Genomic DNA, 25,450 nt, shown 5'->3' with positions numbered 1-25,450 from the left:
GTCTGCGGCCATTTTGTCGAACACTCCCACCGGTGCCGCCCGCCTCGGTAGCGTCGATCGGGGACCCGCCGTCGGCGGCGTTCCCCGCGACCGTGGCCGGAAACCCGTACGTGGCGTTCGCCTCCAGCGCTATTGGGACGCTCCGGCCGGGGTACCTGCCCACAGTTCGACCGGATCTGACCGCCGGGAGGCGGAGGCAGGAGTGGTCATGAAGATCGGAATCATCGGGTCGGGGCACATCGGTGGCACCCTCACCCGTCGGCTGAGCGCCCTGGGCCACGAGGTGACGGTCACCAACTCACGGGGACCGGAGTCCCTCGGGGACCTGGCGCGGGAGACCGGCGCGACCGCGGGAACCCTTGAGCAGGCCACCGACCAGGCCGAGGTGGTCGTGGTGGCCATCCCGCTGCGGGCGGTGCCGGAGCTGCCGGCCCGACTCTTCGAGGGCCGGATCGTGGTGGACGCCGACAACTACTACCCCCAACGGGACGGCGACATCGCCGAGCTGCTGGACCGCAGCCTCAGCTCCAGCCGGTGGACGGCCGAGCACCTCAAGGGCGCCCGGGTGGTGAAGGCGTTCAACAACATCCAGGCCCAGCACCTCATGGACAACGGCCGGCCGGCCGGCGCGGCCGACCGGATCGGGCTGCCGGTGGCCGGCGACGACGCCGACGCCAAGCGCGTCGTGATGGAGCTGGTGGACGCCCTGGGCTTCGACTCGGTCGACGCCGGCACCCTCGACGAGAGCTGGCGGCAGCAGCCGGACACGCCCGTGTACGGCACCGACCGCGACGCCGACGGCGTACGCCAGGGACTGGCCGACGCGAGGCCCTGAGCGCCCTTCCGGGCGGCCGGGCGTGTTTCGCGTACCCAATGGGATGCCCCGCCGGCGACGTGCCGGCGGGGCATCGGTGTGTCCGGGGCCCGGCGGACCTCAGTCGGTGGGGCCGCCGCAGACGTAGCGGGGCTCGGCAAGGTACCGCCAGGTGAACTTCTCCCGCTTGACCACCTTGCCGTCCTTCTTGATGACCCGGAAGGCGTCCTGGGTGAAGCCGTCGATGCCGTTGCTGGGGATGCACGACGGGCCGGGCTTGAGGTGGATGGTCTTCGGCTTGGTGACGTCCCGGCGGGGGCCGTACTCCGTCTTGACGCTGTCGTAGATCTTCGTGCTCCAGATCGACACGGTCACCGAGCTGGCGGTGGTCGAGGTGTCGATGAGGACGCCGTACTTCGTGTTGTTGCGGAACTTGAAGTCGAGGTTCGGCCAGAAGATCGTCGACTCGATGACCGGTGGGTACCGGCTGAACCAGTAGGAGTGCGGCTTGTGCTCGACGTCCTCCAGGCCCGCGTAGTAGGTGGCGTTGAACAGGGTGGTCGTGAACTGGGAGGTGCCCCCGCCCACGCCGGGGACGAGCTTGCCGTCGAGGATCACCGGGGCGTCCCGGTAGCCCTGGGCGTAGCCGCGCTCGCCGGTGTGGCCGTTGAGGGAGAACGTCTCGCCGGGCAGCACGACCGTCCCGTCGACGTCCTTGGCGATCTGGACGATGTTCTGGCTGCGGGGCGAGGAGAGGCCGCCGGTGAAGTGGGTGGTGAACCGGGAGACCCGTTCGACGATACCCAGCCCGGCCAGCTTCTCGGTGGTCAGTTTCGGCTGGGTCTCCTTGAGCCGGCCGGTGACCTTCCGGTCGTCGGTGCGGGGCAGGACGGCGAGCAGGTCGCGGCTGAGCGCGGCGCTGTCGAGCTGCTGGCCGGGTCGCCCGTCGACCGGCTTCGGCTTGCCCCCGGTGACCGTCATCCGGGCGTCGCGGGGCTCGGTCTCGATGGCGTCGAGCTTGTCGCCGAGGGCGGCCCGCAGCCGCTTCACGTCGACGCGGGGGGTCAGCTTCCCGGCGTCGTCGGCGGTGAAGCGCAGGCTCCGGGCGATGGCGGCGGGCGGGATGGTGACGGAACCCTTGTCGGTGTCGAGGGTGACGGGGGCGGCGACGGCGGGGCGGGCCAGCTCGGCGACGAGCTTGTCGACCTCCTCGGCGCTGGTCGCCGGCGTGTTCTCCACCAGCGGCACGGTCACCGGCTGACCGGAGAGCCAGCCGTCGCGGACCGCCTGGGCCGAGCGCTGCGGGTCGAGCGCGAGGCCGGACCTGGGGCGTACCGGCTTGGGGGTGGTGCCGGTGAAGATGATGGCCGGCACGGTCCACTCGCGGGTCTGGTCGCCGGCCGCCTTGCGCAGGGCCGCGTCGAGCCGGGCGGCGTCGACGGTCACCACCGGGGCGACGGCGCGCGAGCCGACGAGGCGGCTCACCGGGTGCGCCTGGGCCTTCGCCGCCGCGTCCACGGTCGCTTCGACGTCCACCGCGAGCCCCACGTCGGCGGGGGCGAACTCCAGGCTCTTCTCGCCGACCGTCACCCGCAGCGGGGTGCTCGGGGTGCCCGCCCGCTCCAGCTCCGCGCGTAGCTCGCGGATCGCGTCGGTGCGGCTGCGTCCGCCCAGCTCGGTGCCGAGCACGGTCGTGCCGCGCGGGACGTCGCCGGCGTACGCGTAGGCGCCCACCCCGCCGACGGTGGCCAGGACGGCGGTGCCGACGCCGGCGGCGAGCAGGACCCGCAGTCGGCGGCTGCGGCGGGCCGGCCCGGTGCCGGTTGTGGCCGCTGTGGCTGCCGGTGCGACGGGGTCCGGCTCGTCGACCGGCCAGCTCACCGCGGTCACCTTGACGGTCGGCCGGTCGTCGGCGGGCGGTCGTGTTTCGCCGTACAGAGTCACAGCAACCTCGATCGGTACGTACCACGTGGGAGCCTCTCCCACCCGGGAGACACCTACGGTAACCAACGGCGGGGCCGTCCGGCAGTCTGCGTCCCCGGCCGTGTCCGGGCAGCGTGTCGGCGTCCGGCGCACCGGCTGTCCGTCGGGCTGCGCGGGCTGGTCATGCGGGATTTCCACACCGGTATCGCCGTCGGGGTGATCGATGGATCACTCTCAGCGGTCTGGCAGGTTCCCGTTACCAAAAAGTTACCGGCGGGTATCACGGCTACATCGCGTGAGTCTCGCCGCGTCGCCTGTCGCACTCGGCCCGGTTTGTCCGGTGGGGCGTCGAGGCGGGCGTTGACCGAAGGTGACCATAACCGATCTTGGTGGCGCGGGCGAGTTACCCGCCGGTAGCAAGGGTCTTGTGACCTGGGTCGCTTCGCGGCAGCATCCAATCCGCACGCTGCGCGCACCGTCCGGCCAGCGGATCGCAGCAGCCACCGCAGCTTCCCCCACCCCCGAGCCGCGATCCCGCGCTCGGTGACCCCCGTTCGAGGAGGACCTCGTGAAGGATTCGGAAGACCGTCTGGAGCAGGGCGGCACCCGTTGGCGGCGGTTCGCCGCGATGATGGTGCCCGCGACCGCCGTCGCCGGTGCCATCGTCTTCGGCATGGCCAACGGCGCGATCGCGGCGTCGTTCGCCGTCTCCGGCCAGACCTTCAAGGTCGGCGCCTCGAAGCTGGAGGGCACCGGCTTCAAGCAGTACGGCGGGTTCGTCAAGGAGAAGGACGGCACCGCCCACCCGGTGGCGGTGTCCGAGATCGCGGACGCCAAGCTCTACGACCTGTGCCAGTCGGTGAAGATCCCCGACCTGCCGATCGTGCTCACCATCAACGCCGGTGGCGGCGGCAACCCGGCCACCGCCAAGGGCCTGCTGATCGACATGGACTCCCTGGGCGGCGACGCCGAGTTCAAGAACATCAAGATCGGCCGGGACGCCACCGACCTCAACGAGGGGGCCACCGCGAAGTCGTTCGGCCAGAGCGCCGACAGCGTGACCATCACCGACCTGGAGCAGGTGGCCCGCTCCACCAGCGCCGCGATCTTCACCCTCAACGGGCTGAAGCTCAAGGTCAACGTGGGTGCCGCCGCCAAGGAATGCTTCTGAGCCAGCCACCGGGCCCGTGGGGGGTGCCCTCCACGGGCCCCGGCCCTCCCTCGTCACCAGTGAGCACCGCCAGGAGGAGTACGTGACGACCGCCAACCCGCAGCACGCCCAGCCGGGCCGGGTCAGTCAGGCGTGGCGCAACTTCCGCCGCTGGCGTCGGGCCCGCCCCTTCTGGGGCGGCCTGTTCACCGCGCTGGCCGGGCTGGAGATCTTCTCCACCACCCAGATGAGCCTCAGCGGCCTGAGCTTCCAGATGGGGCCGACCGGCTTCCTGTCCTGGCTGATCCCGGTGATCCTGGTGGCCTGCGGGATGCTGATGTGGTTCAGCCCGCAGCAGCGGATGTTCTACGCGATCGTCGGCGCGGTGACCGCCGTGTTCTCGCTCATCGGGGTCAACCTCGGCGGCTTCTTCGTCGGCCTGCTGCTCGGCATGGTCGGCAGCGCCCTCGGCTTCGCCTGGGTGCCCGCCCGTCGACCGGCCGCCGCGCCGGCCGGGTCCGGCCCGGTCGGAACCGCGGTCGAGGGCCCGGCCGGAACCGCGACCGAGGGGCCGACCGACGCCGACGCCGACCGCGCCGGCGAGGCGGCGCTGGTCGACGAGCTGATGCCCCGCGCGCAGCACCCCGACGACGTCACCGGCCCGCTCACCGACACCCTGCCGCCGCCCCGCAACCCGCTGCGCGAGGCGCTGCCCGCCGACGCCGCACCCCCGCTGCGGGAGTCACCGGCCGCCGGCTCGGGCGACGACAGCACCCAGGTGCTGCCGAGGGTCGGGGCGGACGGCCGCCCGCAGCCCCAGCCGGCCGAGGACGGCCCGGGCCGGCGCGGAACGCACCGGGACCCGAGGCTGCTGGCGATCACCCTGGTGCTGCTCAGCGTCTCGGCCGCCGGGGCGCTGGCGCTGCGCGACCAGGCCCCGGTGCAGGCCGCCCCCGCCGCCCCGTGCCCCACCCCGTCCGCCACCCGCCCGGCCGAGCCCGAGCCGTCGGCGTCCCGCCCGGCCAGCAGGAGCCCCAGCCCCACACCCAGCCCGAGTGCGGAGAAGACCGCCGGGGGCAACGTGCTCACCGACATCATCGACGGCATCGGCGACCTGTTCACCGGTGGCGACGACGACGCCGAGCCGGCCGCGAGCCCGGAGCCGACGGGCACCGCGCCCACCACCGGCGCACCGACGGCCACCGCCCGGCCGACCGCTTCGGCGAAGCCGACCCCGGCCGCGTCGGCCAGCCCCGACAAGCCCGGCGACGGGTGCGCCACCCCCGAGCCCACCGAGCCCGCCGAGGTCGAGCCCGGCGAGCCGCTGCCCAGGATCGCCCCCGAGCCGGGCCAGCCCCGGGTGGCGGCGAAGCCGTCGAAGCTCACCGGCTCGAAGGTCACCATGACCGGGCTGCGCTTCGAGGGGATCGTCGACCTGCCGACCGGCGACGGCACGCTCAAGACGCTGAAGTTCAGCATGGCCAAGAGCGTCACCGACGACTTCCAGCTCCTGGCTGACGGCCCCGGCGGCCGGAGCCAGCGGTACGTCACGGACCGGCTGACCGTCCAGGGCGACGTGGCGTTCTACGCCACCCGGTTCGTCGGGCGGCTGCTCGGCATCAAGATCACGCTCACGCCCGACCTGCCGTTCCCCGACGGCATCCCGATCACCTCGCCGATCCCGATCACCTTCACCGACCCGGTGATCGACCTCGCGTACGTCCAGTGCGACGTCCTCACCGGAAAGCCGGCGCTGAAGCTCGACCTCGCCTGAGCCGCCCCCGACGCGACGGCCGGGGCCACACCCCCGGGCCCCGGCCGTCGTCCGTGCGGGAACTCAGAGGCGGGCGAGCGCCCGGCGCAGCGGGTCGAGGCCCAGCGCCCCCAGGTCCAACGCCTGCCGGTGGAACTCCCGCAGGTCGAAGTCGGCGCCCTTGCGGGCCTTCGCGTCCTCCCGGGCCTGGAGCCAGATCCGCTCCCCGACCTTGTACGAGGGGGCCTGCCCCGGCCAGCCCAGATAGCGGTTCAGCTCGAAGCGCAGGTTCTCGTCGGGCACCCGGCAGTGCGCCCGCATGAACTCCCAGCCCAGCTCCGGGGTCCACCGCTCGCCCGGGTGGAAGTCGAACGGGTTGTCCTTCGGGATCTCCAGCTCCAGGTGCATGCCGATGTCGACGATCACCCGGGCGGCGCGGAACGCCTGCCCGTCGAGCATGCCGAGCTTGTCGCCCGGGTCCTCCAGGTAGCCCAGCTCGTCCATCAGCCGCTCGGAGTAGAGCGCCCAGCCCTCGCCGTGCCCGGAGACCCAGCACAGCAGCCGCTGCCAGCGGTTGAGCAGGTCGGCCCGGACGGCGGTCTGCGCGACCTGGAGATGGTGACCCGGCACGCCCTCGTGGTAGACGGTGGTCACCTCGCGCCAGGTGGAGAAGTCGGTGACGCCCTGCGGCACCGCCCACCACATCCGCCCCGGCCGGGAGAAGTCCTCGCTCGGGCCCGTGTAGTAGATCGCGCCGTCGCTGGTCGGGGCGAGGCAGCACTCGATGCGGCGCACCTGCTCCGGGATGTCGAAGTGGGTGCCGTGCAGGTCGCTGATCGCCTTGTCGGCCAGCGCCTGCATCCAGTCCCGGAACGCCTCCTTGCCCTGGATGGTGCGCGCCGGGTCGGCGTCCAGCGCGGCCACGGCCTCGTCGATCGTCGCGCCCGGCCCGACGATCCGCGCGGCCACCGTCCGCATGTCGGCCTCCAGCCGGGCCAGCTCCGCGAACCCCCAGGCGTACGTCTCGTCGAGGTCGACGCGCGCGCCGAGGAAGTACTGCGAGGCCAGCGCGTACCGCTCCCGGCCGGCGGCCTGCTTGTCGCGCCCCAGCGGGGCCAGTTCGTCGCGCAGGAACTGGCCGAACCCGGCGGTGGCGGCGGTGGCCGCCGCCGCGCCCCGGCGCAGCTCCGCCCCGAGCGTGCCGTCGACGCCGAGCCGCTCCACCAGGCCGTGGAAGAAGTTGTCGCCGCTCGGGTCCGCCCAGACGTCGCACTGCTTGGCGACCTCGACGAGCTGCGCCTTCGAGCTGACCCGGCCCGCGCCGGCCGCCTCGCGCAGCGTCGTCTTGTAGCCCTCCAGGGTGCCCGCGAACCGGTTGAGCCGGGCCGCGATGTTGGCCTGCGCCTCCTCGCCCTCGGTGGGCATCAGGTCGAAGACCATGCGGATGTCGTGCAGCCCGCTGGCGATGACGTTGACCTCGCTGGTCGTCTCACCCGCCTCGTACCGGGCGAGGTCCAGGCCGAGCCGCTCCTGCATGGCCTCCCTGGCCGTCCGCTCCGACTCGGAATCGGGCTCGGTCACGTCGAGGTCGGCCAGCGTGCGTCGGGTCAGCTCCGCCCGGGCCGCGTAGCCCTCCGGCGACAGGTCGTCGAGCTGGTCGTCGTGTCCGGCGATGCCGACGTAGGTCGCGCCGACGGGGCTCAGCGGCGCCCAGTCGGCGACGTACCGGTCGGCGAGGTCATCGATTCGTCCCACGGGGTGACACTACGCGACCGGGCCGGGCGGTTGTCGAGCGTGATTGCCGTGTTCAGGGCAGCAGCTCGGCCGGGTCGAAGTCGATCGGGAACGGCGCGTCGGCCCGCAGCCGCTCCCCGCTGACCGCCCGCGCGACGGTGTCGGGGCCGCCGGGCCGGTGCAGGGCGAGCAGCCGCACGTCGACCCGCGCCGGATCACGGGTGAGTCGTACCCGCATGAACCAGGGCACGCCGCCCTCGGCGCAGCGACGCGGCCGGTCCACGGCGGCCGGCCCCGGATTGTCGTCGGAGGAGACCTCCACCGCGAGTTCGCAGTGGCCGGCCGGCACCCAGCGGTCCTCCTCGTCCGTCGCCGGCAAGGTGTGCAGCACGGTGACGTCCGGCTGGATCCACAGGCCCGGGCTGACGGTCAGGTTGACCCGGCCGAGGACGTGCCGGCCGGCGGCCTCGGCGGCGGGGGCGAGCAGGCAGCCGAGGCTGACCATCGCGAAGCTCTCGCTGGCCCGCAGGAACGGACTGATCACCAGCCGACCGGCGACGCACTCGTGGCGGGCGCCGGCCAGTTCCCTGACGGGGAGGTATCGCTCCGCGAGCGCGGTCGTCCAGCACCCGGACAGCTCCACGAGCGGATCGAACTCCTGCGACGGCAGCACCGGCGTCACCCCCGACCGTGATCAACGAGGATGCCGTCGTGGCGTTGCTGTGGTGGTGGACACGGTGGCCGGAAACCGCGCGACACCGTCGCACCCCTGCGGCAGAGTGTCAGGGGTGACACCCGATACCACCCCTGACAGGTCGGCGCTGCGCAGCTGGCTGCCCGGCTTCCTCGCGCTCGCCGCGATCTGGGGCGCCAGCTTCCTGTTCATCAAGGTCGGCGTCCGCGAGCTGCACCCGCTGCACCTCACCCTCTACCGGGTCGCCGCCGGTGCGCTGACCCTGCTCGTCGCGCTCGCGCTGCTGCGCGACCGGCTGCCCCGCGAGCCCCGGATCTGGGCCCACCAGTTCGTGGTCGCCGCGCTGGGCGTGGCCGTGCCGTTCACCCTCTTCGGCTACGGCGAGCAGCGGATCGAGTCGATGCTCGCCGGGATCTGGAACGCCACCACGCCGCTGATCGTGCTGCCGATGGCGGTGCTGGTGTTCCGCACCGAGCGGCTGACCACCCGCAAGGCGGTCGGGCTGGGGCTCGGCTTCGCCGGGGTGCTCGTGGTGCTCGGCGTCTGGGCGGGCGTCGGCGGGGCCCACTTCACCGGTCAGCTCATGTGCTTCGGCGCGGCGGCCTGCTACGGCTTCGCCATCCCGTACCAGAAGCGGTTCGTCGCGGGCAGCGCCGACTCCGGCCTCTCGCTCTCGGCGACCCAGCTCCTGCTGGCGACCGCGCAGCTCGCCGTGGTCGGCCCGCTGGTGGCGGGCGTGCCGCCGCTGCCCACCGACCTGTCGCCCGGCGCGCTGGCCAGCGTGCTCGCGCTGGGCGCGCTCGGCACCGGCCTGGCCTTCGTGATCAACCTGCGCAACATCCGGGTGGCGGGGGCGAGCACCGCCTCCACGGTGACCTACCTCGTGCCGATCTTCGCCGTGCTGATCGGGGCGCTGGCGCTCGACGAGCGGCTCACCTGGCACCAGCCGGTGGGCGCGCTGATCGTGCTGGCCGGGGTCGCGGTGACCCAGGGCCTGCTCGGCCGGCGCGGGCGGGCCCGCGCGGTCGACGTCGCCCCGCCGGCCGCCCCGGTCGCCGCCCGCTGATCCCGGCACCCACCGGTTCGGCGCGGGCCGGTCAGCCCCGGGCCCACGCCACGAGGCGCTCCGCCGGCCAGGTGTTGACCACCCGGTCGGCGGGGACGCCGCACAGGGCCGCCCGCTCGCAGCCGAACCGCTGCCAGTCGAGCTGGCCGGGGGCGTGCGCGTCCGTGTCGATAGCGAACCGGCAGCCCGCCTCCAGCGCCCGCCGGATCAGCCGCTTCGGCGGGTCCTGCCGCTCCGGCCGCGAGTTGATCTCGACGGCCACGTCGTGCTCGGCGCACGCGGCGAAGACGGCGTCCGCGTCGAAGTCGCTCTCGGCCCGGGTACGCGGCCGGTGCGCCCGGTCGCCCGGCCCCCGCACGCCGGCCGGGCGCGACGACACCATCCGGCCGGTGCAGTGGCCCAGGATGTCCAGGTGCGGGTTGGCGATCGCCGCCAGCATCCGCCGGGTCATCCGGGCCCGCTCGTCGTTGAGCCCGCTGTGCACCGAGCCGACGACCACGTCGAGGCGGGCCAGCAGCTCCTCCTCCTGGTCCAGCGAGCCGTCGGCGAGGATGTCGACCTCGATGCCGGTGAGGATGCGGAACCCCTCGGGCAGCGCCTCGTTCACCGCCGCCACGTGGTCGAGCTGGCGGCGCAGCCGGTCCGCCGTGAGCCCCCGGGCCACCTTCAGCCGGGGCGAGTGGTCGGTCAGCACGACGTACTCGTGGCCCAGCTCGACCGCCGCGAGCGCCATCTCCTCGATGGGCGAGCCGCCGTCGGACCAGTCGGAGTGGGTGTGGCAGTCGCCGCGCAGCGCCTCGCGCAGCGCCGTGGCCGCGGCGTCCAGGTCGGTGCCCTCCGTGGCGACGAGCCGGCGCAGGTAGACCGGCTCCTCACCGGCCAGCGACTCGGCGACGCAGCGGGCGGTGACGTCGCCGACGCCGGCCATCTCGGTGAGCCTGCCGGAGCGGGCCCGCTCGGCCAGCTCCGCCGCCGGCAGCGCGGCCAGGGCCGCCGCCGCCGACCGGAACGCCCGCACCCGGTAGGTCGCCTCGTTGGCCCGCTCCAGCAGGAACGCGATCCGGCGCAGGTCGGCGATGGGGTCCCGGTCGGTCATGCCCTGCAACCTACGCGCCCGCGCCGCCGGTCGGGGTACGACCGGCGGCGCGGGGTGGTGCGTCAGTGCGGACCGGTCAGGAGTACGGCAGCTTCACGACCGACTGGTTGCCGAGGCCGAGGGTGCTGGGGCTGCCGCCGATCGCCGACCAGACCTCCACCTTCACGGTGCCGTTGGCGAGGTTGCCGAGGGTGCCGCTGCTGGAGTGCAGCCCGGCGGCCTGGGTGTAGTGCTCGTACCCGGGGACCGGGTCGGTGGCGAAGTAGCGGTAGGTCTCCACCCGTTCCCAGCTCCCGTTGCCGGTGAGGTCGTAGGAGAGCCGCACCTGCACCCCGTTGCCGACGGCGGTGCCGGCGTCGAGGAACAGGTCGAACGCGGTCTGCCCGCCGGCGTACGCGAGGTTGAGGCCGGTCGCGGTGAACACCTGGGCGTTGGTCGGGGTGCCGTCGTGGTTGCCGTTCGCCGCCGCCACCGTCGTGGTGCCCGCGCCGCCGGCCGCACCGAAACCGCCCCCGGCGAGCAGGTAGCGCGTCGGCGAGCTGGCCGGCGGCGTGGCGGTCGGCGACGGGCTCGGGCTGGTGGGCGTCGGCGACGGGCTGGTGGTCGGCGTGGGGCTCGGGGTGCCCGTCGGCGGCACGCCCCCGGCGGCGTTACCGCCGCTCCACGTGTACGCCCCGGTGGTGGCCGTCTTCCCGGCCCCCACGGTGAGCGTGGTGCCGTCGGAGAACCGCACCGTGATGGGCGCGGCGGTGATGTTCGACGCCACGTACGTCCGCGCCCCGTTGCGGGTGAAGACGGCGCTCAGCGGGTGGTTCGCGCTGACCGTGGTGTCGACCGTGCCGAGCGCGGCGAGGTTGCGGATCCAGTGGAAGGTGTGTGCGCGGCTCTCCCCCTCCTCCGGCGTGTACCCGGGGTTGGCCCGCAGGTTCGACAGCGCCGTGGCGGGGTCGCCGAGCGCCTGGAACTGCCAGAGGATGTCCTGCCACACCGTCGGCTGCCCGTTGTTGTTGCGCACCAGTTCGGCGTAGTTGGTGCGCACGTACGCGGGGTCGTAGCCGAGGTAGAGGTGGCCGCCGGTGACGGGCAGCAGGTTGATGCCCTGGATCATCTCCGGCTCGGCGCTGAACCAGGTGGCGTACGCGCCGCCGTCGCCCCAGACCATGCCGACCGTCGAGTGCTCGAACCCGGCCGGGAAGTTCTCGTCGGCGTGGTCGAACCAGTATTCCTGGATCGCCGCCGCCTGCGTCGTGTAGAGGAAGATGCCGGCGTCGCGGACGGCCGTGTCGCCGGTGGCCTGACCCCACTGGATCAGGGCGTTGGCGAAGTTCATCCCCTCCGACGAGGACTCCTGGTTGTTGCCCGCCCCGAACGAGCCGTGCCCGGAGGCCCAGTCGTGGCCGGCGTAGATGTCGAAGTCCCGCAGGTACGGGAACCGGGTGTCGGCGCGGTCGTAGTTGTCGGCGTCGCGGATGAGCAGGTCCACCATGCCGCCGTAGCGGGCGTCGGTGGCCCACTGCGGGTCGAACTTGGCCAGGGTGGCCGCCGCGGCGATGAAGTAGCCGTAGTGGAAGTGGTGGTCGTTGAGTTCCTGGTCGGACCCGTAGGAGGCCGGGTAGCCGATCAGGGTGCCCCAGTTCTGGTCGTAGTAGAAGACCTTCGCCGTCTTGCCCGGCGAGGCGGTGAACCAGTCGGTGAGGGTGCTCCGGATGGCGTTCAGCGCGCTGTCGCGGGTGGTGGTGTCGTCGACGAGGTCGGCCACCTCGGCGATCCGGGCGGCCCGGCCGAGGCCCTTGCCCGTCCAGTACGTGTCGCCACCGCGCTGGTCCATCGGGTTGCCCCGCACGGCGGCGAGCTGGTCGCGCAGGGTGGCCAGGTCGGCACCGGAGCCGTCGCCCACGGCCGGCAGCTCGGGCAGCACCCCGTGGTAGGTCATCGCGGTGCGGAACTGGGTGACGCCGGTGAGGACCTTCATCCGGCCGCGCGCCGACGGGTACGTCTGGGCGATCGGCGTGGAGCCGGTCAGCGCCCTCCACTGGTGCGGGTAGAGGCTCACCACGGTCTGCGTGGCGGTGCCCTCCCGGGGCGTGGTGGTGAACGCGTACGTGGTGGTCAGGCGGCTGGCCGCCTGGTCGTACGCGTACGAGACGCGGGTGCCGGTGACGTGGGCGTGCGCGTACCGGCCGTAGGTGGTGGCGAGGCTGGTGCGCTCGGCGGCGGTGCTGCCGGCGGTGGTGGGCAGCAGGGCGACGGAGAAGTAGCCCTTGCCCGCGAGGGTGGACGAGATCCGGCCCCCGCTGACCGTCCAGCTCGCGCCGCTCGGCGCGTACGCGACGTAGTCGTGGCCGGCGACGGTGAAGCCGATGGTGGCGCCGCTGTTGGACCAGACGGTCGGGGTGCTGTTGGCGTTGACGACGGCGTCGCCGCCGGTGGCCTGGAAGTAGGCGAACGGCAGGCCGTGGCCGATGGTGGCGCGCAGGGTACGCGCGCCGTCGCTCCAGTACGGGGTGACGGTCCAGTCGGTCCAGCCGGCGACCTTCACCGTCGGCGCGGCGAGCCCGGCGACGCCGACGCGGATGTCCTGCGTGTACGGGTAGTGGAACTCGCCGACGCCGGTGGCCGTGCCGCTGATCGCCGGGGTCGAGTTGGCCGAGAAGCCCAGGCCGTCGGTGAACGTGTCGTAGGACAGCGGGTGGGCGTGCAGCGGCTCGCTGTAGGCGCAGTCGGTGCGCTTCCACAGCAGCGACGACCACCAGTCGTTGGTGGGCACGGCACCGGCGGGGGCGTCGGCGGTGACGTGCTGCCGGGGGTTGGTGGAGAGCTGCCCGCAGCCGGAGGGCAGCGGGCCGACGGGCGTGGTGGTGTAACTGCCCGCCCCGACGGACGCGGCCTGGGCGGGGGCCGTGTTGACGGCCACGGCGAGGCCGCCGGTGGCGAGGGCGAGGACGGTGGACGAGACGAGGGCCCAGAGGCGGCGGCGGTGTGGTGTGGGAGGTGTCACGGGTTCCTCCATCGCGCGGGTGCGCCGGACCGGCCGGCGTCGGCGCTTGGTCGGGATTGGGGAGGTTCGTTACCTGTGAGAGCGCTCTCTCATGCCGGGACGTTAACCGGTGTTCGAGACGTCCGTCAATGTGTGCGACCGGTTGAGCCGGGATGTCGCGATTGGACCGTCCCTGGTCCCGCTCCCACGCCCCGCTCAGCCGCCCCGGGCCGAGCCTCCCGTGCGGACCGTCAGCCGCCTCCGCCGCCGCTCTTCGGGGCCTTCGGGCAACCGTGCTCCCGACGCCACGCGGCGACCTCGGCGGCCGGCTCCCGGTTGCCGCCCCGCCGCCACGAGTCGAGATAGCGGGCCGGCCAGACCACCCCGCGCCGGATCCACCAGTCGCCCCGGCCCGAACACTGCGGGGAGAGCCCGAAGTGCAGGTGGCAGACGTTGTTGGCGTTGCCCGTGCGGCCCACCCGGCCGAGCTGCTTCCCGGCCCGCACCCGCGTGCCGGCGTCGATCCCGTCGGCGATCGCGCTCAGGTGCGAGCCGTAGTAGCGCACCCCGTCGTCGCCCAGCAGCGACACCGACAGGCCGCCGTTGTAGGGACCCAGCGGCCCCCGCTTGTCGAACCGGTCCACCCGGCTCACTTCCAGGACCGTCCCGTCGGTCACCGCCACCACCGGCTCGCCGCAGTCGGCGAAGATGTCCGTCCCCGGATAGGCGGAGTGGGTCGGGTGGTAGGCGACGTTGCCCGCGCGCACCGGGAAGACGTGCCGCAGGCCGGTGCGGGTCGGGCTGGGCGACGCCGCCGGCCGGGTGCTCGCAGCCGGGGTGACCGGCGGCGCCGACGGGCCGACCGGCGTCCCGGCCGGCTGCCCGCCGGTGACCATCCCGGTCGGTGCCACCCAGCCGGCCCCGGGCGTCCGGTTCGGCGGCGGCGCGCCGCAGCCGGCGGCCAGCACCGGCGCGAGCAGCAGCAGAACCGGGTACGCCGCGCGCGGGCGACGCCGACGCGGGAAGCGCGAGGACATCCGCCCATCCTGACAGAACCGATACGGTGGGGAGGGTACGGTCCGGGGTGTCCACCCCGCGCCCTGCGGCAACCGGCGGACGGAGTGCGGTGATGACCTGGCAGCCGGCCCACCCCGACTGGGCCGACCCGGAGCAGCCGGCCCACCCCGGCTCGCGTACCCCGTCGGGGCTCTTCCCCTCCGGGCCGCCGTCGCGGCCCACCTGGCGCGAACCGCACCCGGTGACCGGGTCGGCGGTCGCCTCCGGGGCGGCCGTCACCGCCGCGTGGCTCGTGCTGTTCGCCCTCCTCGGCCGCGACGTCCCCACGTACGCCTGGTGGACGGTCGTCGCCGGCGGGCTGGCCTGGCTGGCCGCCCTGGCGCTGGCCCGCCACGGCGACCGCGGCGTCGCCACCGGCGTCGCGATCGTCACCGCCGGCGGCTGGAGCGTCGCCGCCGCCGTGGTGGCCGTGACCTGGGCGACGACGGGCGACTGGCCCCTGTGGTGACGGGCCCCGCGCGGCGGGACCGGCCGGCCCGCGCTGCCACCCTCGGTCGCCAGCCGGCTGCGCACCGAATCCCGTCTTGACGTACCCGCTTCGACGGCGCACTCTCGGCGGTATGGCCTGGACCACCCCGCGGCTCGACCCCGAGCGGAGCCGCCGCCGCCTCCAGATCCTCGCCGAGCTGGCGGGGGCCAGAGCGGGACGCGAGCGGGAACGGCCCCAACGCGCGCGCACCGAACGGCTGCGGCAGCTCATCGCCACCCGACGCCGGGTCGCGGGCTGACGGCCCCGGCCGCCCGCCGCACTTTCCACAGGAATGACCGGCCCTTCGGGGCGTTGACCGGTCGCCTGCCGACCCGACCGGTTAACGTGCACGCGTAACGAGTCGGCGTGCTGTGCCGAGGCAAACTTGGGGGAACCGTGTCGTACTTCGCTGCCGCCGTGGTGCGCGACGGAGGCGGCTGGACCGCCGCAGAGGTGAACCTGCGCGGGGCCACCGACGTCGACGAGGTCGCCGACCGGCTGCGGGACGTCGAGCCCGACGCCGACCTGTCGCTGCTCTTCGTCGAGGCCGACGACGCCTACCTGGTCATCCTGCGCCTCGACGAGGGCGAGGACCTGCGGGTGTTCGGCTCCGACTCCGCGTACGCCGAGGAGTCCCGGCTCGGCGCCCTGCTGGTCGGCGACCTCAAGGGGTCGGTCACCGGCTTCGACGACACCGAGGAGCCCCGGCCGAGCGCCGGCACCGGCGACGACGACAGCGAGCAGCCCGCCGTCGACCCGGAGGCGGACCCGGTCGGCGACGCCGACCTCCTCGCCGACCTCGGCATCCCCGCGCAGCGGCTGCTGCGCCTCTGCGCCCACGAGGGCATGCTCCCGGCCGACGTGACCGCCGAGGTGTGCCAGGTCCTCGGCTGCGCCGACGAGGTCGAGGAGCTGCGTGGCGTCTGAGCCGGCGGACGCCACCGACCCGGCGCTGGAGGGCGTACGGCCGGGACAGCCGACCCCGGGCGCGGTCCGGCGGTTCGGGCCGGGCGCCGACGAGGGCCTGGCCGAACTGGGACTTGCCGGCCCGGACGGCGGGGATCTCGGCGGCGCGGGCCTGGGCGGGACCGGCCTGGGTGGAGCCGGCCGTCGGCAGCGGCACGAGCTGTGGATGCGGCGCGCCCTCCAGGTCGCGGTCACCGGCCCCGCTCCGGCCCGCGCCGACGCGTCGGCCGACGGGGTGGCTCGCGTCGGTGCGGCGGTCGACGCGGCCCGCCCTGGTGAGGTCGCCGACGACGTGCCGGTCGGTGCCGTCGTCTACGGCCCGGACGGCACCGAGCTGGCCGCCGGGCGCAACGAGCGGGAGCTGACCGGGGACCCGACCGCGCACGCGGAGGTGCTGGCGCTGCGCCGGGCCGCCGAACGCCTGGGCCGGTGGCGGCTGGACGACTGCACCCTCGTGGTGACGCTGGAACCCTGCACGATGTGCGCCGGGGCCATCGTGCTCGCCCGCGTCGCGGCCGTCGTCTTCGGGGCCTGGGAGCCCAAGACCGGGGCCGCCGGCTCGCTCTGGGACGTCCTGCGCGACCGGCGGCTCAACCACCGCCCCGAGGTCTACGGCGGGGTGCTGGAGGCGGAGAACTCCGCCGTCCTGCGCGCCTTCTTCCGCTGACCCGGTAACGGGCTGACCCGGGCGAGATCGTGCTCGATCCGGGATGCAGTGGCCTCGGCGATGCCTCGATGCCACTCGATCCCCGATCGAGCACGATCTTCCGGTGGGATCACCGGGCCGGGCGTCAGGCGATCGCCGTGTCCAAGCCGATCTCGACCATCTGGGAGAACGTCTGCTCGCGCTCCTCCGACGTGGTCTTCTCGCCGGTCTTGATGTGGTCGCTGACGGTGAGGAGGGTCAGCGCGCGGGCGCGGAACCGCGCGGCGATCGTGTAGAGCGCCGCCGACTCCATCTCCACCGCCAGGACGCCGTAGTCGGCGAGGCTGTCGTAGAGGTCCGGCCGGTCGGTGTAGAAGGCGTCCGCCGCCAGGATCGGGCCCACCCGCATGGTGATGCCGCGCCGCTCGGCCACCTCGACCGACGTACGCAGCAGCCCGAAGTCGGCGACCGGGGCGTAGTCGATCAGCCCGGCGAAGCGCATCCGGTTCATGTTGGAGTCGGTGGACGAGCCGATGGCGGCCACCACGTCCCGCAGCTTCAGTTCCTTGGTCAGCGCCCCGCAGGAGCCGACCCGGATCAGGGTCTTCACGCCGTACTCGTTGATCAGCTCGTGGGCGTAGATCGAGGCGGACGGCATGCCCATGCCCGAGCCCTGGACGGACACCTCCACCCCGTTCCAGCGGCCGGTGAAGCCCAGCATGCCCCGGACCGTCGAGTAGCACCTGGCGTCCTCGAGGTAGGTCTCCGCGATCCACTTGGCCCGCAGCGGGTCGCCCGGCATCAGGACCCGCTCGGCGATCTCTCCCGGCTTCGCGCCGATGTGCGTACTCATGGCAAAGATCCTGCCAGGCCGACCGGGGGGATACCGGTTCGGCATCCGGTCCCGGTGTCCTGTACCCTCGTCGGCGGTGGCGTGTCCGAGTGGCCTAAGGAGCACGCCTCGAAAGCGTGTGAGGGTTTACGCCCTCCGCGGGTTCAAATCCCGCCGCCACCGCTCGTGACAAGCGAGAACGCCCGGTCGGTCCAAGAGGACCAGCCGGGCGTTCCGCATTCCGCTCCGCTCGGGTCAGCCCTTGATCGAGTTGGGCACCACGGGGACGGTCACCGACGTGCCCGCGTTCGCGGTGACGTCCGGCACCAGGATCGTGGTGATCTCGATCTCGGGGCGCTGGGTGCGCTTGGCGATGCTGTCCGTCTCGCGCTGCACGGGGCAGAACGGCAGCTCCGGCCAGAACTTGGCGAAGACCTCCCACGCGGCGGTCTCCTGCCGACGCAGCTTCTCGACCTCGATGCCGTCGTACTCGCCCTCGCCGATGTCCGGCAGGGCCGCCTCGTCGAACGCCTTTGCCAGCAGGACGACCGTGTCGTCGTAGCGGTTGGGGTTCACGGACCGGCCGAGTCCCCAGTCGTCACGCGTCCGGCGCAGCCGCTCCCGGTCCTCGTTGCTGATCTTCTTGTCCTGCTGCTCGCCGACGAGCAGACCCCCCTCGTCCTTCCCCGTCCACCAGCTCGCGTAGTAGGTGCCCTGGTAGCCCTGGCACAGGTAGCGGTTGCCGTTCGGGTGGACTTCCAACAGGAAGGTGTGCACGGACGGGAACGAACAGTCGAGGAGCAGGATCTGCCCCTCCTGCGGCACCTTCCGGAGCAGCTTCAGCAAATCCTTCCCGGCACCCGAGCCGACCTTCTCCCGCGTCCCCGCTTCGATGCCGTCGGCGCAGGTGGGGTGCTTCTTCCTCAGCTCGGCCAGAATGTTCTCCGCCGTCTTACCGCAGTTGGCCCAGTTGACGCTGCCCATCGCCATCTTGAACAGGCCCTCGTTGCGGGACTGCACGATGGTCGTGTTCTTCTCACCCAGGAAGCCGCCGGTCTTCACCCGCATCTGCGCCGCCCGCACGGCCTGCGGCCAGGAGGGGAAGGACTCCTTGCCCGCGGGGCCGGACCAGGCGATGAGCTGCGCCAGGATGGCCTGTCGTTCGTGTTCCGCCAATTCCTCACCGGTCGTCTGCTGATACTGGCCGAACGCCTGCTCGATCTGCTCGGCATAGGGGTCGAGCGCGCCCGTGACGCTCAGGTCCGGAATCGGATTCTTGGCGATGGTCAGCAACATCTGCTCCTCGGCGTGATCGTCGACGTCGGAACGACGCCGACACCGAGACGATGCCGCAGAGGAAGATGCGCTGCTGTCCGAGATCCGCGGCTCTGTTATCCGCAATCCGATCTCACGGGCGGGAGAGCATCTGGGCGTCGGACTTCGTCAGCCGGTCGGCGAAGAACTCCAGCAACTCCCGGTGGACGAAGATGTAGCCGTCGCCGACGTCCCGCAGGAACAGGCACTGCACGGCGTAGTCGAGGAACGGCCGCAGCGGGCGGGGCACGACGCCGTCGCGGGCGAGCCGCCGGCGGACCAGCCACTGCTCGGTGAGCGGCCCGAGCGCGACGGCCACCAGCAGGTACGACGCGGCGAACGCTCCGACGACCGCCCCGTACCGGAGGCCGTCGGCACCGGTACGGGCCAGGCCGACGGGCAGCCCGCCGAGGGCGCCGGTGACGACGCCCAGCAACGGCGCGCCGGTCGCGGCGAAGCGGAGCCGCTGCCGCAGGGCGGGGCTCGGGATCTCGCGGCGCGGCGCGCCGCCGGGCGGGCCGATCAGGTAGAGGTCGAACAGCATGGCGCGGGTGAAGGCCAGGGCGAGCAGGGTGGCCAGCAGCATCCCGAACCAGTGCGCGAAGTCGGCGAGCAGGCCCGGCCAGCCGCGCAGCCCGTCGGTGAGGCCGAAGGCCAGCCCGACCAGGAGGGCCGCGGCCACGGCCGCCCACCCGACGCCGACGTTGCCGGCCACGTCGCGTAGCTCGTCGGCGGTGTCGGTCACCCAGTTGACCCGCATGGGCCGCCGATCCTCCGGCCGGCGTTCCCGGGAGGCGATCAGTTCGAGGTCGTCGTACTCGTCGCGGACCAGGGCGAGCAGGGTCAGCGTCGCGGCTGCCAGCCCCACCACGAGGCCGGGCCAACCGATCAGGGCAGCCCCGAGCAGGGTGACCACCCCGCCCACGGCGACGCCGGCCAGCGCCCGGCTGAGCAGGTCGGCGCTGCGCCCGGCCCAGAACGGCGACCAGGTCGGGGCGACCAGGTCCAGCACGAAGATGGTCTGCTGCCGCTTCCGCAACTGGTGGCCGAGCACCGTCAGATACTGGACGGCCTGCTCCGGCCGGTACGCCGGGTGCGGGCGGTGCCGCAGCATCGTCTCGACGTACCGGGCGAAGAGGCGGGTGCGGCGACCGCCGGGGCCGTCGGTCGGGCCGGGACCGTCGGCGTAGGCCAGGCCCATGATGGCGAGCAGCAGGGGCGACCCGGTGAACTCCCACAGGCCCTCGTCAGCGGCGAGGGCGGCCCGCAGGCCGGCGAGGGCGGGCCCGGAGCGGTCCAGGTACCGCTCGATCTGCGGCCGGGTCAGCGGCTGGATCGTCACCGTGCCGTAGACGGGCAGGCCGGCGCGGAGCTCCCGGTATTCCGACTCGCGGCAGCAGACCGCGAGCGGGGTGAGCGGCTGCCGGGCGTGGAACACGGCGATCGCCGCCGCGCACTCGTCGCGGCGGGCCGCGACGACCTCGTCGAGGCCGTCGAGCAGGGGCAGGACCGCACCGGCCTCGATCCACGCGGTCGCCTGCCGGGACGGGATGCCGTAGCGCTCGGTCAGCTCGGCGGCGAGCCACTGCTCCAGCGGCAGGCGTCGGGTGGCCCACGACGACAGGTTCAGCACCACCGGGATGGGGGCGTCCGGGTCGCGTCCGGCCGCGTCGACCAGTTCCCGGGCGAGCTCCAGCAGGGTGGTCGTCTTGCCGGAGCCGGGCGCACCGAGGATCACCACGGCGCGGTCGAGCCGCTCGAAGAGGCCGGCCACGGACGCGCCCTGGTCGAGGACGCCGGTGAAGCCGTCGCGGTGGGTGGCCCGCAGCGTCCACGGGTACCGCCGGTCGTCGGCCGACGCGGTGACGCCGAGCTGGATCCGGGCCTCCTGGTGCAGGGAACGGTCCAGCACGCTGCTGATCCAGTACCGGCGTACCCGGTCGAGCAGGACCCGGCGGGCGTGCGCGGCGGCCACGCCGGTCACCGGAGCGGACTCGCGGGCCCGCCGGATCTCGACCACCATCACCGCCACGACCACCACGGCGAGCGCCGGCCAGGCGAGCCACAGGTGCGGCGTCCACCCGTCGGGCAGCGCCCCGGTGGCGACGTTGGTGACGACGCCCAGCAGGGTCACGCAGACCACCGAGAGGACGACCGTGGTTACCCGACGCATGCGTCGTCTCTACCGTCCAGCCCGCGTCCGCACAACCCATGATCGGGTACGCGCCGGTCAGGCCGCCTGCGGACGATGGAGCCCCCGACGCGGCAGGGGCCGCAGCCCCGGTTCAGCAGGGGCCGTAGCCCTCGACGAAGAGCCGGCGGGCCCAGTCGGCGTACCCGGCGATGATCTTCCGGACCGTGCGGCCGTCGTGCAGGAAGAGGTACGCGCGGTCGCCGCTGCGCGCCAGCAGCCCGTCGAACCGGTACGTCCGTCGTGGAGCGTCGAGCGGGCTGACCGACCGGTAGCGGGCCCGGACCTCCTCGACCGGCGTGCCGACGCCGATGCCCTGCGGGGTGCGGACGTTGATCCGCTCCGCCGTGGGGACCGGGTCGTCGAGCCAGAGCAGCACCAGCCGGTCGTCGACGAAGATCGGGCTGACCGCGCCGTGGCCGGCGAGCGTGGGCCCGCACGCGTCCACGTCGGACGCCAGCATCCCGCGTCGCGCCAGCTCCTCCTCGGTGTCGCCGAACTCGACGTCGGTCAGGCCGTTGAGGTCGACGACCTCGTCGGCGGCCTCGTCGACGGCCGACCGGCCGGCGTCGGGCGGCGGGCCGGGCGGGCGCGCGTCGCCCCCGGCATCGACCGGCCCGTGTGGACGTACGCCGCTGCCGGCGATCGAGGCAGCCGCGAGCAGTGTCGCAATAAAAACGAATTGTCGCAATTTCATGGAATCCCCCAGTCCACAACGGGCCCGGGGCGCTCAGGTTGCTGCCGATCGCCGGATTCCCCGAATTCCCACTCCTCGGCCAGCTCGTCCCAGTAGTCGGCGCTCAGTCCGCGCCGCCCGTGCGCCAGCCAGCCGGCGGTGTTGCGCTCCAGGTGCAGGCCCAGCTCGGCGAACGGGTCGAGCCACCGCCCCGGCTCCGCGCCGATGCGGGTCAGTGCCGCGTTCAGCGGCCACTGCCCGCGCGGGGCGTCCAACACGTCGTCGAAGTGCGGCCCCCAGCTCACCGCGCCGCCGAGCCACACCACCGACGCCTGCCGGCCGAGGCCCCCCGAGAACTCCGCCTCCAGGTACGCCACCGGCCCCGACCGCGACCACCCGGCGAACAGCCCCGCCAGGGCCGGCGACAGCACCAGCTCGAACGGCTGCTCCGGGCCGGGCTCCCCGGCGGCGAAGTCCGGCAGCGCCCCGGTCAGCTCCTCCACGAGCTGCGGGGTGACCGGCAGCAGCGCGAAGTCCTGCCGCAGCGCGGCGAGCACCGCGTGGTCCAGGTCGGCGGTCCGCTCGCGGAGCAGCTCGACATCGGCCACCACCGCGCTGAGCTGGTAACTCATCGGACCCTCCGCCGTCCACAGGCTGTGGATAGAACATGTGTACGACCGGGGACGGTGTGCCGGCGCTGCCCCGGACCGTACCGAACGCACCCCCTGCCGACGCCGGGCCGGGGCGGGCGTGGAAGAAGGGCCGGCCCCGGGCGGGGCCGGCCCTTCCTCCAGCGCGGGAGGTACCCGGATCAGTAGAACGAGCCGCCGCTCTGCGGCCCGGCGATGCGCAGGCCGAAGCGCTGCGGCCAGGCGCGGTCGGTGCGCAGCGACGCGCCGCTCCACGAGGTCGTCTGCGGCACGAGCCCGCCGCTGGACCCGAGGAACGAGGCGATCGACCCCGACGGGTAGCCCGCCGTGTCCGACGCCACCTCCTCCCCGGTCGACGCCACGACGGCGTCCAGCGCGCCGGTGCCGTCGAGGTTCAGCAGCGCGACGGAGGCGCCGAACTTGTCCCCGCGCTCGGCCGAGCCCGGCACCACCGAGTGGTTCTGGTCGAAGCCCTGCGCCCCGGTGCCCGTGAGGCCCGAGGAAGAGCCCTTCAGCAGGGTGATCATGCCGGCGCTGTCCGTCGAGCCGATGTCCTCGCCGGGCACGCCGACCAGCACGTCCGCCTTGCCGTCGCCGGTCACGTCGCCGACCGCGAGCGAGCCGCCGAAGCGGTCCTCGGCCTCCGGATCGCCCGGCACGCCCGCCGTGCGCTGCGTAATGATCTTCACGGCGCTGGCGGACAGGCCGCCGGACCGGCCCGTGAACGCGGCGATGAGCCCGCCGGTGATGTCCGGGGTCTGCGCGCTGGGCGCGCCCGCGATCACCTCGCCCAGCCCGTCGCCGTTCACGTCGCCGATCGCCAGGGTCTCGCCCAGGTACCAGGCGATCGTGAACTCGTCGCCCGTCGCCGGGTGCACCGCCGCGCCGGTCACCGACGTCGCGCCCGTGGTCGACACGCCGCTCGCCGAGCCCCACATCAGGGTGACCATGCCGCTGCCGTTCCAGGACGTGCCGTCGTTCTCGTGCGGTGCGCCGATGACCAGGTCCGCGTACTTGTTGTTGTTGACCTTGCCGATCGCCAGCGAGAAGCCGAAGTGGTCGTTGCGCTCGGCCGAGCCCGGCACCGCCGCCTGGTCCTGCTGGAGATACTGGGAGCCGGTGGCCGTGAGCCCAGCCGACCCGCCGAACAGGACGTAGACCGAACCGGCGTCCGCCTTGTCCCCGATCGCCTCCCCGTACGCGCCGATCGCCAGGTCGTCGCGGCCGTCCCCGTTGATGTCGCCGGTAGCGAGCGCGCCACCGAACCGGTCGTAGCTTTCCGGCTCGCCCTGCACGTTCGGCGAACTCTGGTTGAAGTGGCCCGCCGCGCCGACCACCAGGCCCGAGGCGCTGCCCGGGATGACCCAGACCCCGCCCGCGTGGGTCTTGTTGCGCGGGTCCACCTCGTCCGAGTCGCCGATCACCAGGTCGTCGTAGCCGTCGCCGTTGAAGTCGCCCGCCGCCAGCGCGGTGCCGAAGCAGCCGCACCCGCCCTCCGACGACAGGACGCCGAAGAAGTAGTCGACCTGCGGCGCCGACGAGTAGCGCACGACCACCACGCCGGTCGGGTACTGGGGCAGACTGGTCTCGAAGGGGTCACCCGAGGCCGCCAGGTCGTCGCGGCCGTCGCCGTCGAAGTCGGACCGGGTGGCACCCGTCCCCTTCACCGGGGTCACCGCCTTCGCCACCCGGTGATACTGGAGGGCGATGCCCTCCCGGGTGATGGTGCCGAACTCGTCGGCCGCCCGCGCGGGCGCACCGATTGTCAGCCCGGCCACCACAGCCAGGGCGGACACGCCTGCCGCTGTTCTTGTTGTGCGACGTGTTGTCTTTCGACGCAACACGGAACCCCCGCTCGTTGTTGGACGCCCCGACACGCTAGGGGGATAGATCAACGGCCATAACCAGGCGAACGGGCAGGTCAGCCGCCGACCGGGCAGCCCACCCGGCCGAACGGCCGACCCGGCCCGTCACTTGAGGTCGTCCTGGCGTGGGTGGCACTGTCAGACACGCACTCCCAGCTCGTCGGCCAGTCGCAGCACGTCGAGGCTCGCCGCCGGTGAACGGCGCAGGAGAGCCGCCAGCAGTTCGTGGCCGAGGGGGCGGTTGCGGATCTCCGCTGGTGCAGCGCGCTCCGCACTCACCAGTGTCTTGCCCGCTCTGACGAGGTCACCCGCCCCTAGATATCCGCGTGCGGCCTCCACCAGGTAGTCCGCACGGCGCTCCGGCGGCAGCCCTCGGAACGCGGCATGCTCGACGAGCTGCTGATGCTCGACCCGATCGACGCCCCGGCCGAGCGCGATCGCCGCCGTGATCCGAGCCAGTTCGACAGTGATCGGGCCGAAGGCCGTCCAGTAGTGGTTCTGGCCGTCGTCGACGATTGCCGCCGCCTCGCCGGCTTGGCCGATCAGCTCGGCGGCGCAAGCGACGTGCCCGAGGGTGGCTGCGCCCAGGGCGGCAGTGATGAGCAGCGTCCCGTGCACCGACAGGTGGTCGGCCGGGGCGTCCAAGGGATCCGGCCCGGCGATCTGATGCGCCAGGGCGATGGTGACCTCCATCGCGTGGCGGGCCTGCCCCTGGCTGAGTAGCGCGTATCCGAGCTGGGCTGCGCAGACGCCCGTGAGGAGATGATCGTCGGCGTCTTGGCTGGCGGTCAACGCCCGGTCCGCAGCCAGCCAGGCCAGGTCCGCCGGACCCACCTTGCGCATCACAGCCGACGTGATCTGGTACGCCTCGGCCAGGCGCTGTGCCGCCTCCGCCACGTCGGGGTTGGCCGCCCGGACCTGCTGCGCGTCGAGCAGCAGCCGCGGCAGCGACCGGACCAGCTCGGCGTACCGTGCATGCTGGTAGGACAGCCAGGCATGGTTGACGGCCTTGCCCAGGTCACCGATGGTGAGCCTCGGTTGGGCCTGCCCGAGCCGGGCCGGTCCCCACCGACTCAGCGCGCCCCGGACCGCGTCGATCCTGGCCGCGTCCAGCCACTCTCCGGTGCGCTTCCGCTCGGCGTTCTCGCCGAGCAGCAGCCGCAGTTCGATCCCAAGAGCATCGGCAACGGTCTGGAGAGTGCTGAGCTTGTCCAGCGCACGGGCACCCCGCTCGACCTTGTCCACCCAGCTCTTCGACTTGCCGAGGGTGTCGGCGAACTGCTGCTGCGACATGTTCCGCCGGCTGCGCCAGTAGGCGACCCGGCGGCCTATGGGCAGCTCATCCACCGTGCACGCTCGCCGGGTTGGCCACCGACTGGGCGACGACCCGTGCCGAATTGGCGTTCGCCCACGGCCAGCATCGCATCGGGGTGCCACAGATCGGGCAGCGGCCCTCGCGCTGCCGGTGGGCCTCCAACTCGCGCTGCCACCACGGTTCGGCCGGTGCGTCGGCGGCGGTCACCGCTCTGTTGCCGCGTCGCAGAGTGCCTCGACCCG

Annotated in this window: 21 protein-coding genes and 1 tRNA gene; 9 read left to right on the top strand and 13 right to left on the bottom strand. The window is 73.3% G+C overall.

All coding sequences use genetic code 11. The features are described from left to right. Window positions 1-208 precede the first annotated feature (208 nt). On the top strand, window positions 209-835 hold the full coding sequence (locus LPU61_RS11740) for an NADPH-dependent F420 reductase (protein WP_229404902.1): 627 nt from the start codon (window positions 209-211) through the stop codon (window positions 833-835). A 99-nt stretch (window positions 836-934) separates the two neighbouring features. On the opposite strand, the gene LPU61_RS11735 is transcribed toward LPU61_RS11740, so the two are convergent. Next, a complete protein-coding gene (locus tag LPU61_RS11735; RefSeq protein WP_043964853.1) occupies window positions 935-2,758 on the bottom strand; it encodes a VanW family protein in 1,824 nt (607 codons plus the stop codon). Between the two features lie 607 nt (window positions 2,759-3,365). On the opposite strand from LPU61_RS11735, the gene LPU61_RS11730 reads away from it, so the two are divergent. Next, window positions 3,366-3,908, top strand: coding sequence for a DUF6230 family protein (locus LPU61_RS11730; protein ID WP_043966355.1), 543 nt, complete (start codon window positions 3,366-3,368; stop codon window positions 3,906-3,908). A gap of 82 nt (window positions 3,909-3,990) precedes the next feature. Then, the gene (locus LPU61_RS11725) at window positions 3,991-5,661 is read left to right on the top strand and encodes a DUF6114 domain-containing protein (RefSeq protein ID WP_043966357.1); all 1,671 of its coding nucleotides are present in this window, start codon (window positions 3,991-3,993) and stop codon (window positions 5,659-5,661) included. Between the two features lie 63 nt (window positions 5,662-5,724). On the opposite strand, the gene LPU61_RS11720 is transcribed toward LPU61_RS11725, so the two are convergent. Further along, window positions 5,725-7,395 (bottom strand): DUF885 domain-containing protein, encoded by a 1,671-nt coding sequence (locus tag LPU61_RS11720; RefSeq protein WP_229404901.1) that lies wholly within the window; start codon window positions 7,393-7,395, stop codon window positions 5,725-5,727. Window positions 7,396-7,447: 52 nt separating this feature from the next. Then, window positions 7,448-8,047, bottom strand: a complete 600-nt coding sequence (locus tag LPU61_RS11715) for a Uma2 family endonuclease (protein WP_144420312.1) — start codon at window positions 8,045-8,047, stop codon at window positions 7,448-7,450. Window positions 8,048-8,162: 115 nt separating this feature from the next. Between LPU61_RS11715 and LPU61_RS11710 the strand changes: the two genes are divergently transcribed. Continuing rightward, the gene (locus LPU61_RS11710; RefSeq protein WP_043964858.1) at window positions 8,163-9,134 is read left to right on the top strand and encodes a DMT family transporter; all 972 of its coding nucleotides are present in this window, start codon (window positions 8,163-8,165) and stop codon (window positions 9,132-9,134) included. Window positions 9,135-9,165: 31 nt separating this feature from the next. On the opposite strand, the gene LPU61_RS11705 is transcribed toward LPU61_RS11710, so the two are convergent. The 3 genes from LPU61_RS11705 to LPU61_RS11695 form a co-directional block, all read right to left on the bottom strand. Continuing rightward, entirely contained in the window at window positions 9,166-10,230 is a 1,065-nt protein-coding gene (locus tag LPU61_RS11705; RefSeq protein WP_043964859.1) for a PHP domain-containing protein, read from the bottom strand. 76 nt (window positions 10,231-10,306) lie between these two features. Further along, entirely contained in the window at window positions 10,307-13,228 is a 2,922-nt protein-coding gene (locus LPU61_RS11700; protein ID WP_305071901.1) for a glycosyl hydrolase, read from the bottom strand. A 230-nt stretch (window positions 13,229-13,458) separates the two neighbouring features. Further along, a complete protein-coding gene (locus LPU61_RS11695) occupies window positions 13,459-14,103 on the bottom strand; it encodes a M23 family metallopeptidase (protein WP_374199652.1) in 645 nt (214 codons plus the stop codon). A gap of 233 nt (window positions 14,104-14,336) precedes the next feature. Here LPU61_RS11695 and LPU61_RS11690 point away from each other — a divergent pair, with 233 nt between their 5' ends. The 4 genes from LPU61_RS11690 (at window position 14,337) to LPU61_RS11675 (ending at window position 16,386) form a co-directional block, all read left to right on the top strand. After that, window positions 14,337-14,732: a hypothetical protein gene (locus LPU61_RS11690; RefSeq protein WP_199486083.1), complete on the top strand. Its 396-nt coding sequence runs from the start codon at window positions 14,337-14,339 to the stop codon at window positions 14,730-14,732. Window positions 14,733-14,844: 112 nt separating this feature from the next. Continuing rightward, window positions 14,845-15,012 carry a hypothetical protein gene (locus tag LPU61_RS11685; RefSeq protein WP_176734415.1) on the top strand — a complete coding sequence of 56 codons (168 nt, stop codon included), beginning with the start codon at window positions 14,845-14,847 and terminating at the stop codon, window positions 15,010-15,012. Between the two features lie 137 nt (window positions 15,013-15,149). Next, window positions 15,150-15,680 (top strand): tRNA adenosine deaminase-associated protein, encoded by a 531-nt coding sequence (locus tag LPU61_RS11680; RefSeq protein ID WP_043964862.1) that lies wholly within the window; start codon window positions 15,150-15,152, stop codon window positions 15,678-15,680. Between the two features lie 205 nt (window positions 15,681-15,885). Next, complete coding sequence (locus LPU61_RS11675; RefSeq protein ID WP_308102564.1) at window positions 15,886-16,386, top strand: nucleoside deaminase; 501 nt, start codon at window positions 15,886-15,888, stop codon at window positions 16,384-16,386. A 124-nt stretch (window positions 16,387-16,510) separates the two neighbouring features. On the opposite strand, the gene deoD is transcribed toward LPU61_RS11675, so the two are convergent. Continuing rightward, window positions 16,511-17,218, bottom strand: a complete 708-nt coding sequence (gene deoD / locus LPU61_RS11670; protein WP_229404898.1) for a purine-nucleoside phosphorylase — start codon at window positions 17,216-17,218, stop codon at window positions 16,511-16,513. 75 nt (window positions 17,219-17,293) lie between these two features. On the opposite strand from deoD, the gene LPU61_RS11665 reads away from it, so the two are divergent. After that, window positions 17,294-17,380, top strand: a tRNA-Ser gene (locus tag LPU61_RS11665). Between the two features lie 72 nt (window positions 17,381-17,452). On the opposite strand, the gene LPU61_RS11660 is transcribed toward LPU61_RS11665, so the two are convergent. The 6 genes from LPU61_RS11660 to LPU61_RS11635 form a co-directional block, all read right to left on the bottom strand. Further along, on the bottom strand, window positions 17,453-18,493 hold the full coding sequence (locus LPU61_RS11660) for a hypothetical protein (RefSeq protein WP_229404897.1): 1,041 nt from the start codon (window positions 18,491-18,493) through the stop codon (window positions 17,453-17,455). Between the two features lie 112 nt (window positions 18,494-18,605). After that, a complete protein-coding gene (locus LPU61_RS11655) occupies window positions 18,606-20,684 on the bottom strand; it encodes an NACHT domain-containing NTPase (protein WP_229404896.1) in 2,079 nt (692 codons plus the stop codon). Window positions 20,685-20,796: 112 nt separating this feature from the next. Continuing rightward, on the bottom strand, window positions 20,797-21,399 hold the full coding sequence (locus LPU61_RS11650; RefSeq protein ID WP_229404895.1) for a hypothetical protein: 603 nt from the start codon (window positions 21,397-21,399) through the stop codon (window positions 20,797-20,799). Continuing rightward, window positions 21,396-22,010 (bottom strand): hypothetical protein, encoded by a 615-nt coding sequence (locus tag LPU61_RS11645; protein ID WP_229404894.1) that lies wholly within the window; start codon window positions 22,008-22,010, stop codon window positions 21,396-21,398. The genes LPU61_RS11650 and LPU61_RS11645 overlap by 4 nt, the downstream gene beginning before the upstream one ends. Before the next feature lie 179 nt (window positions 22,011-22,189). Then, the gene (locus LPU61_RS11640) at window positions 22,190-23,824 is read right to left on the bottom strand and encodes an FG-GAP-like repeat-containing protein (protein WP_229404893.1); all 1,635 of its coding nucleotides are present in this window, start codon (window positions 23,822-23,824) and stop codon (window positions 22,190-22,192) included. Between the two features lie 207 nt (window positions 23,825-24,031). Beyond that, on the bottom strand, window positions 24,032-25,240 hold the full coding sequence (locus tag LPU61_RS11635) for a helix-turn-helix domain-containing protein (protein WP_229404892.1): 1,209 nt from the start codon (window positions 25,238-25,240) through the stop codon (window positions 24,032-24,034). Window positions 25,241-25,450: the final 210 nt, after the last annotated feature.

The sequence above is a fragment of the Micromonospora sp. NBRC 110038 genome (genome assembly GCF_020884815.1).
GTDB lineage: Bacteria > Actinomycetota > Actinomycetes > Mycobacteriales > Micromonosporaceae > Micromonospora > Micromonospora haikouensis.
Note: the sequence above shows the minus strand (reverse complement) of the source record. Positions and strands in the feature narration are given on the sequence as shown.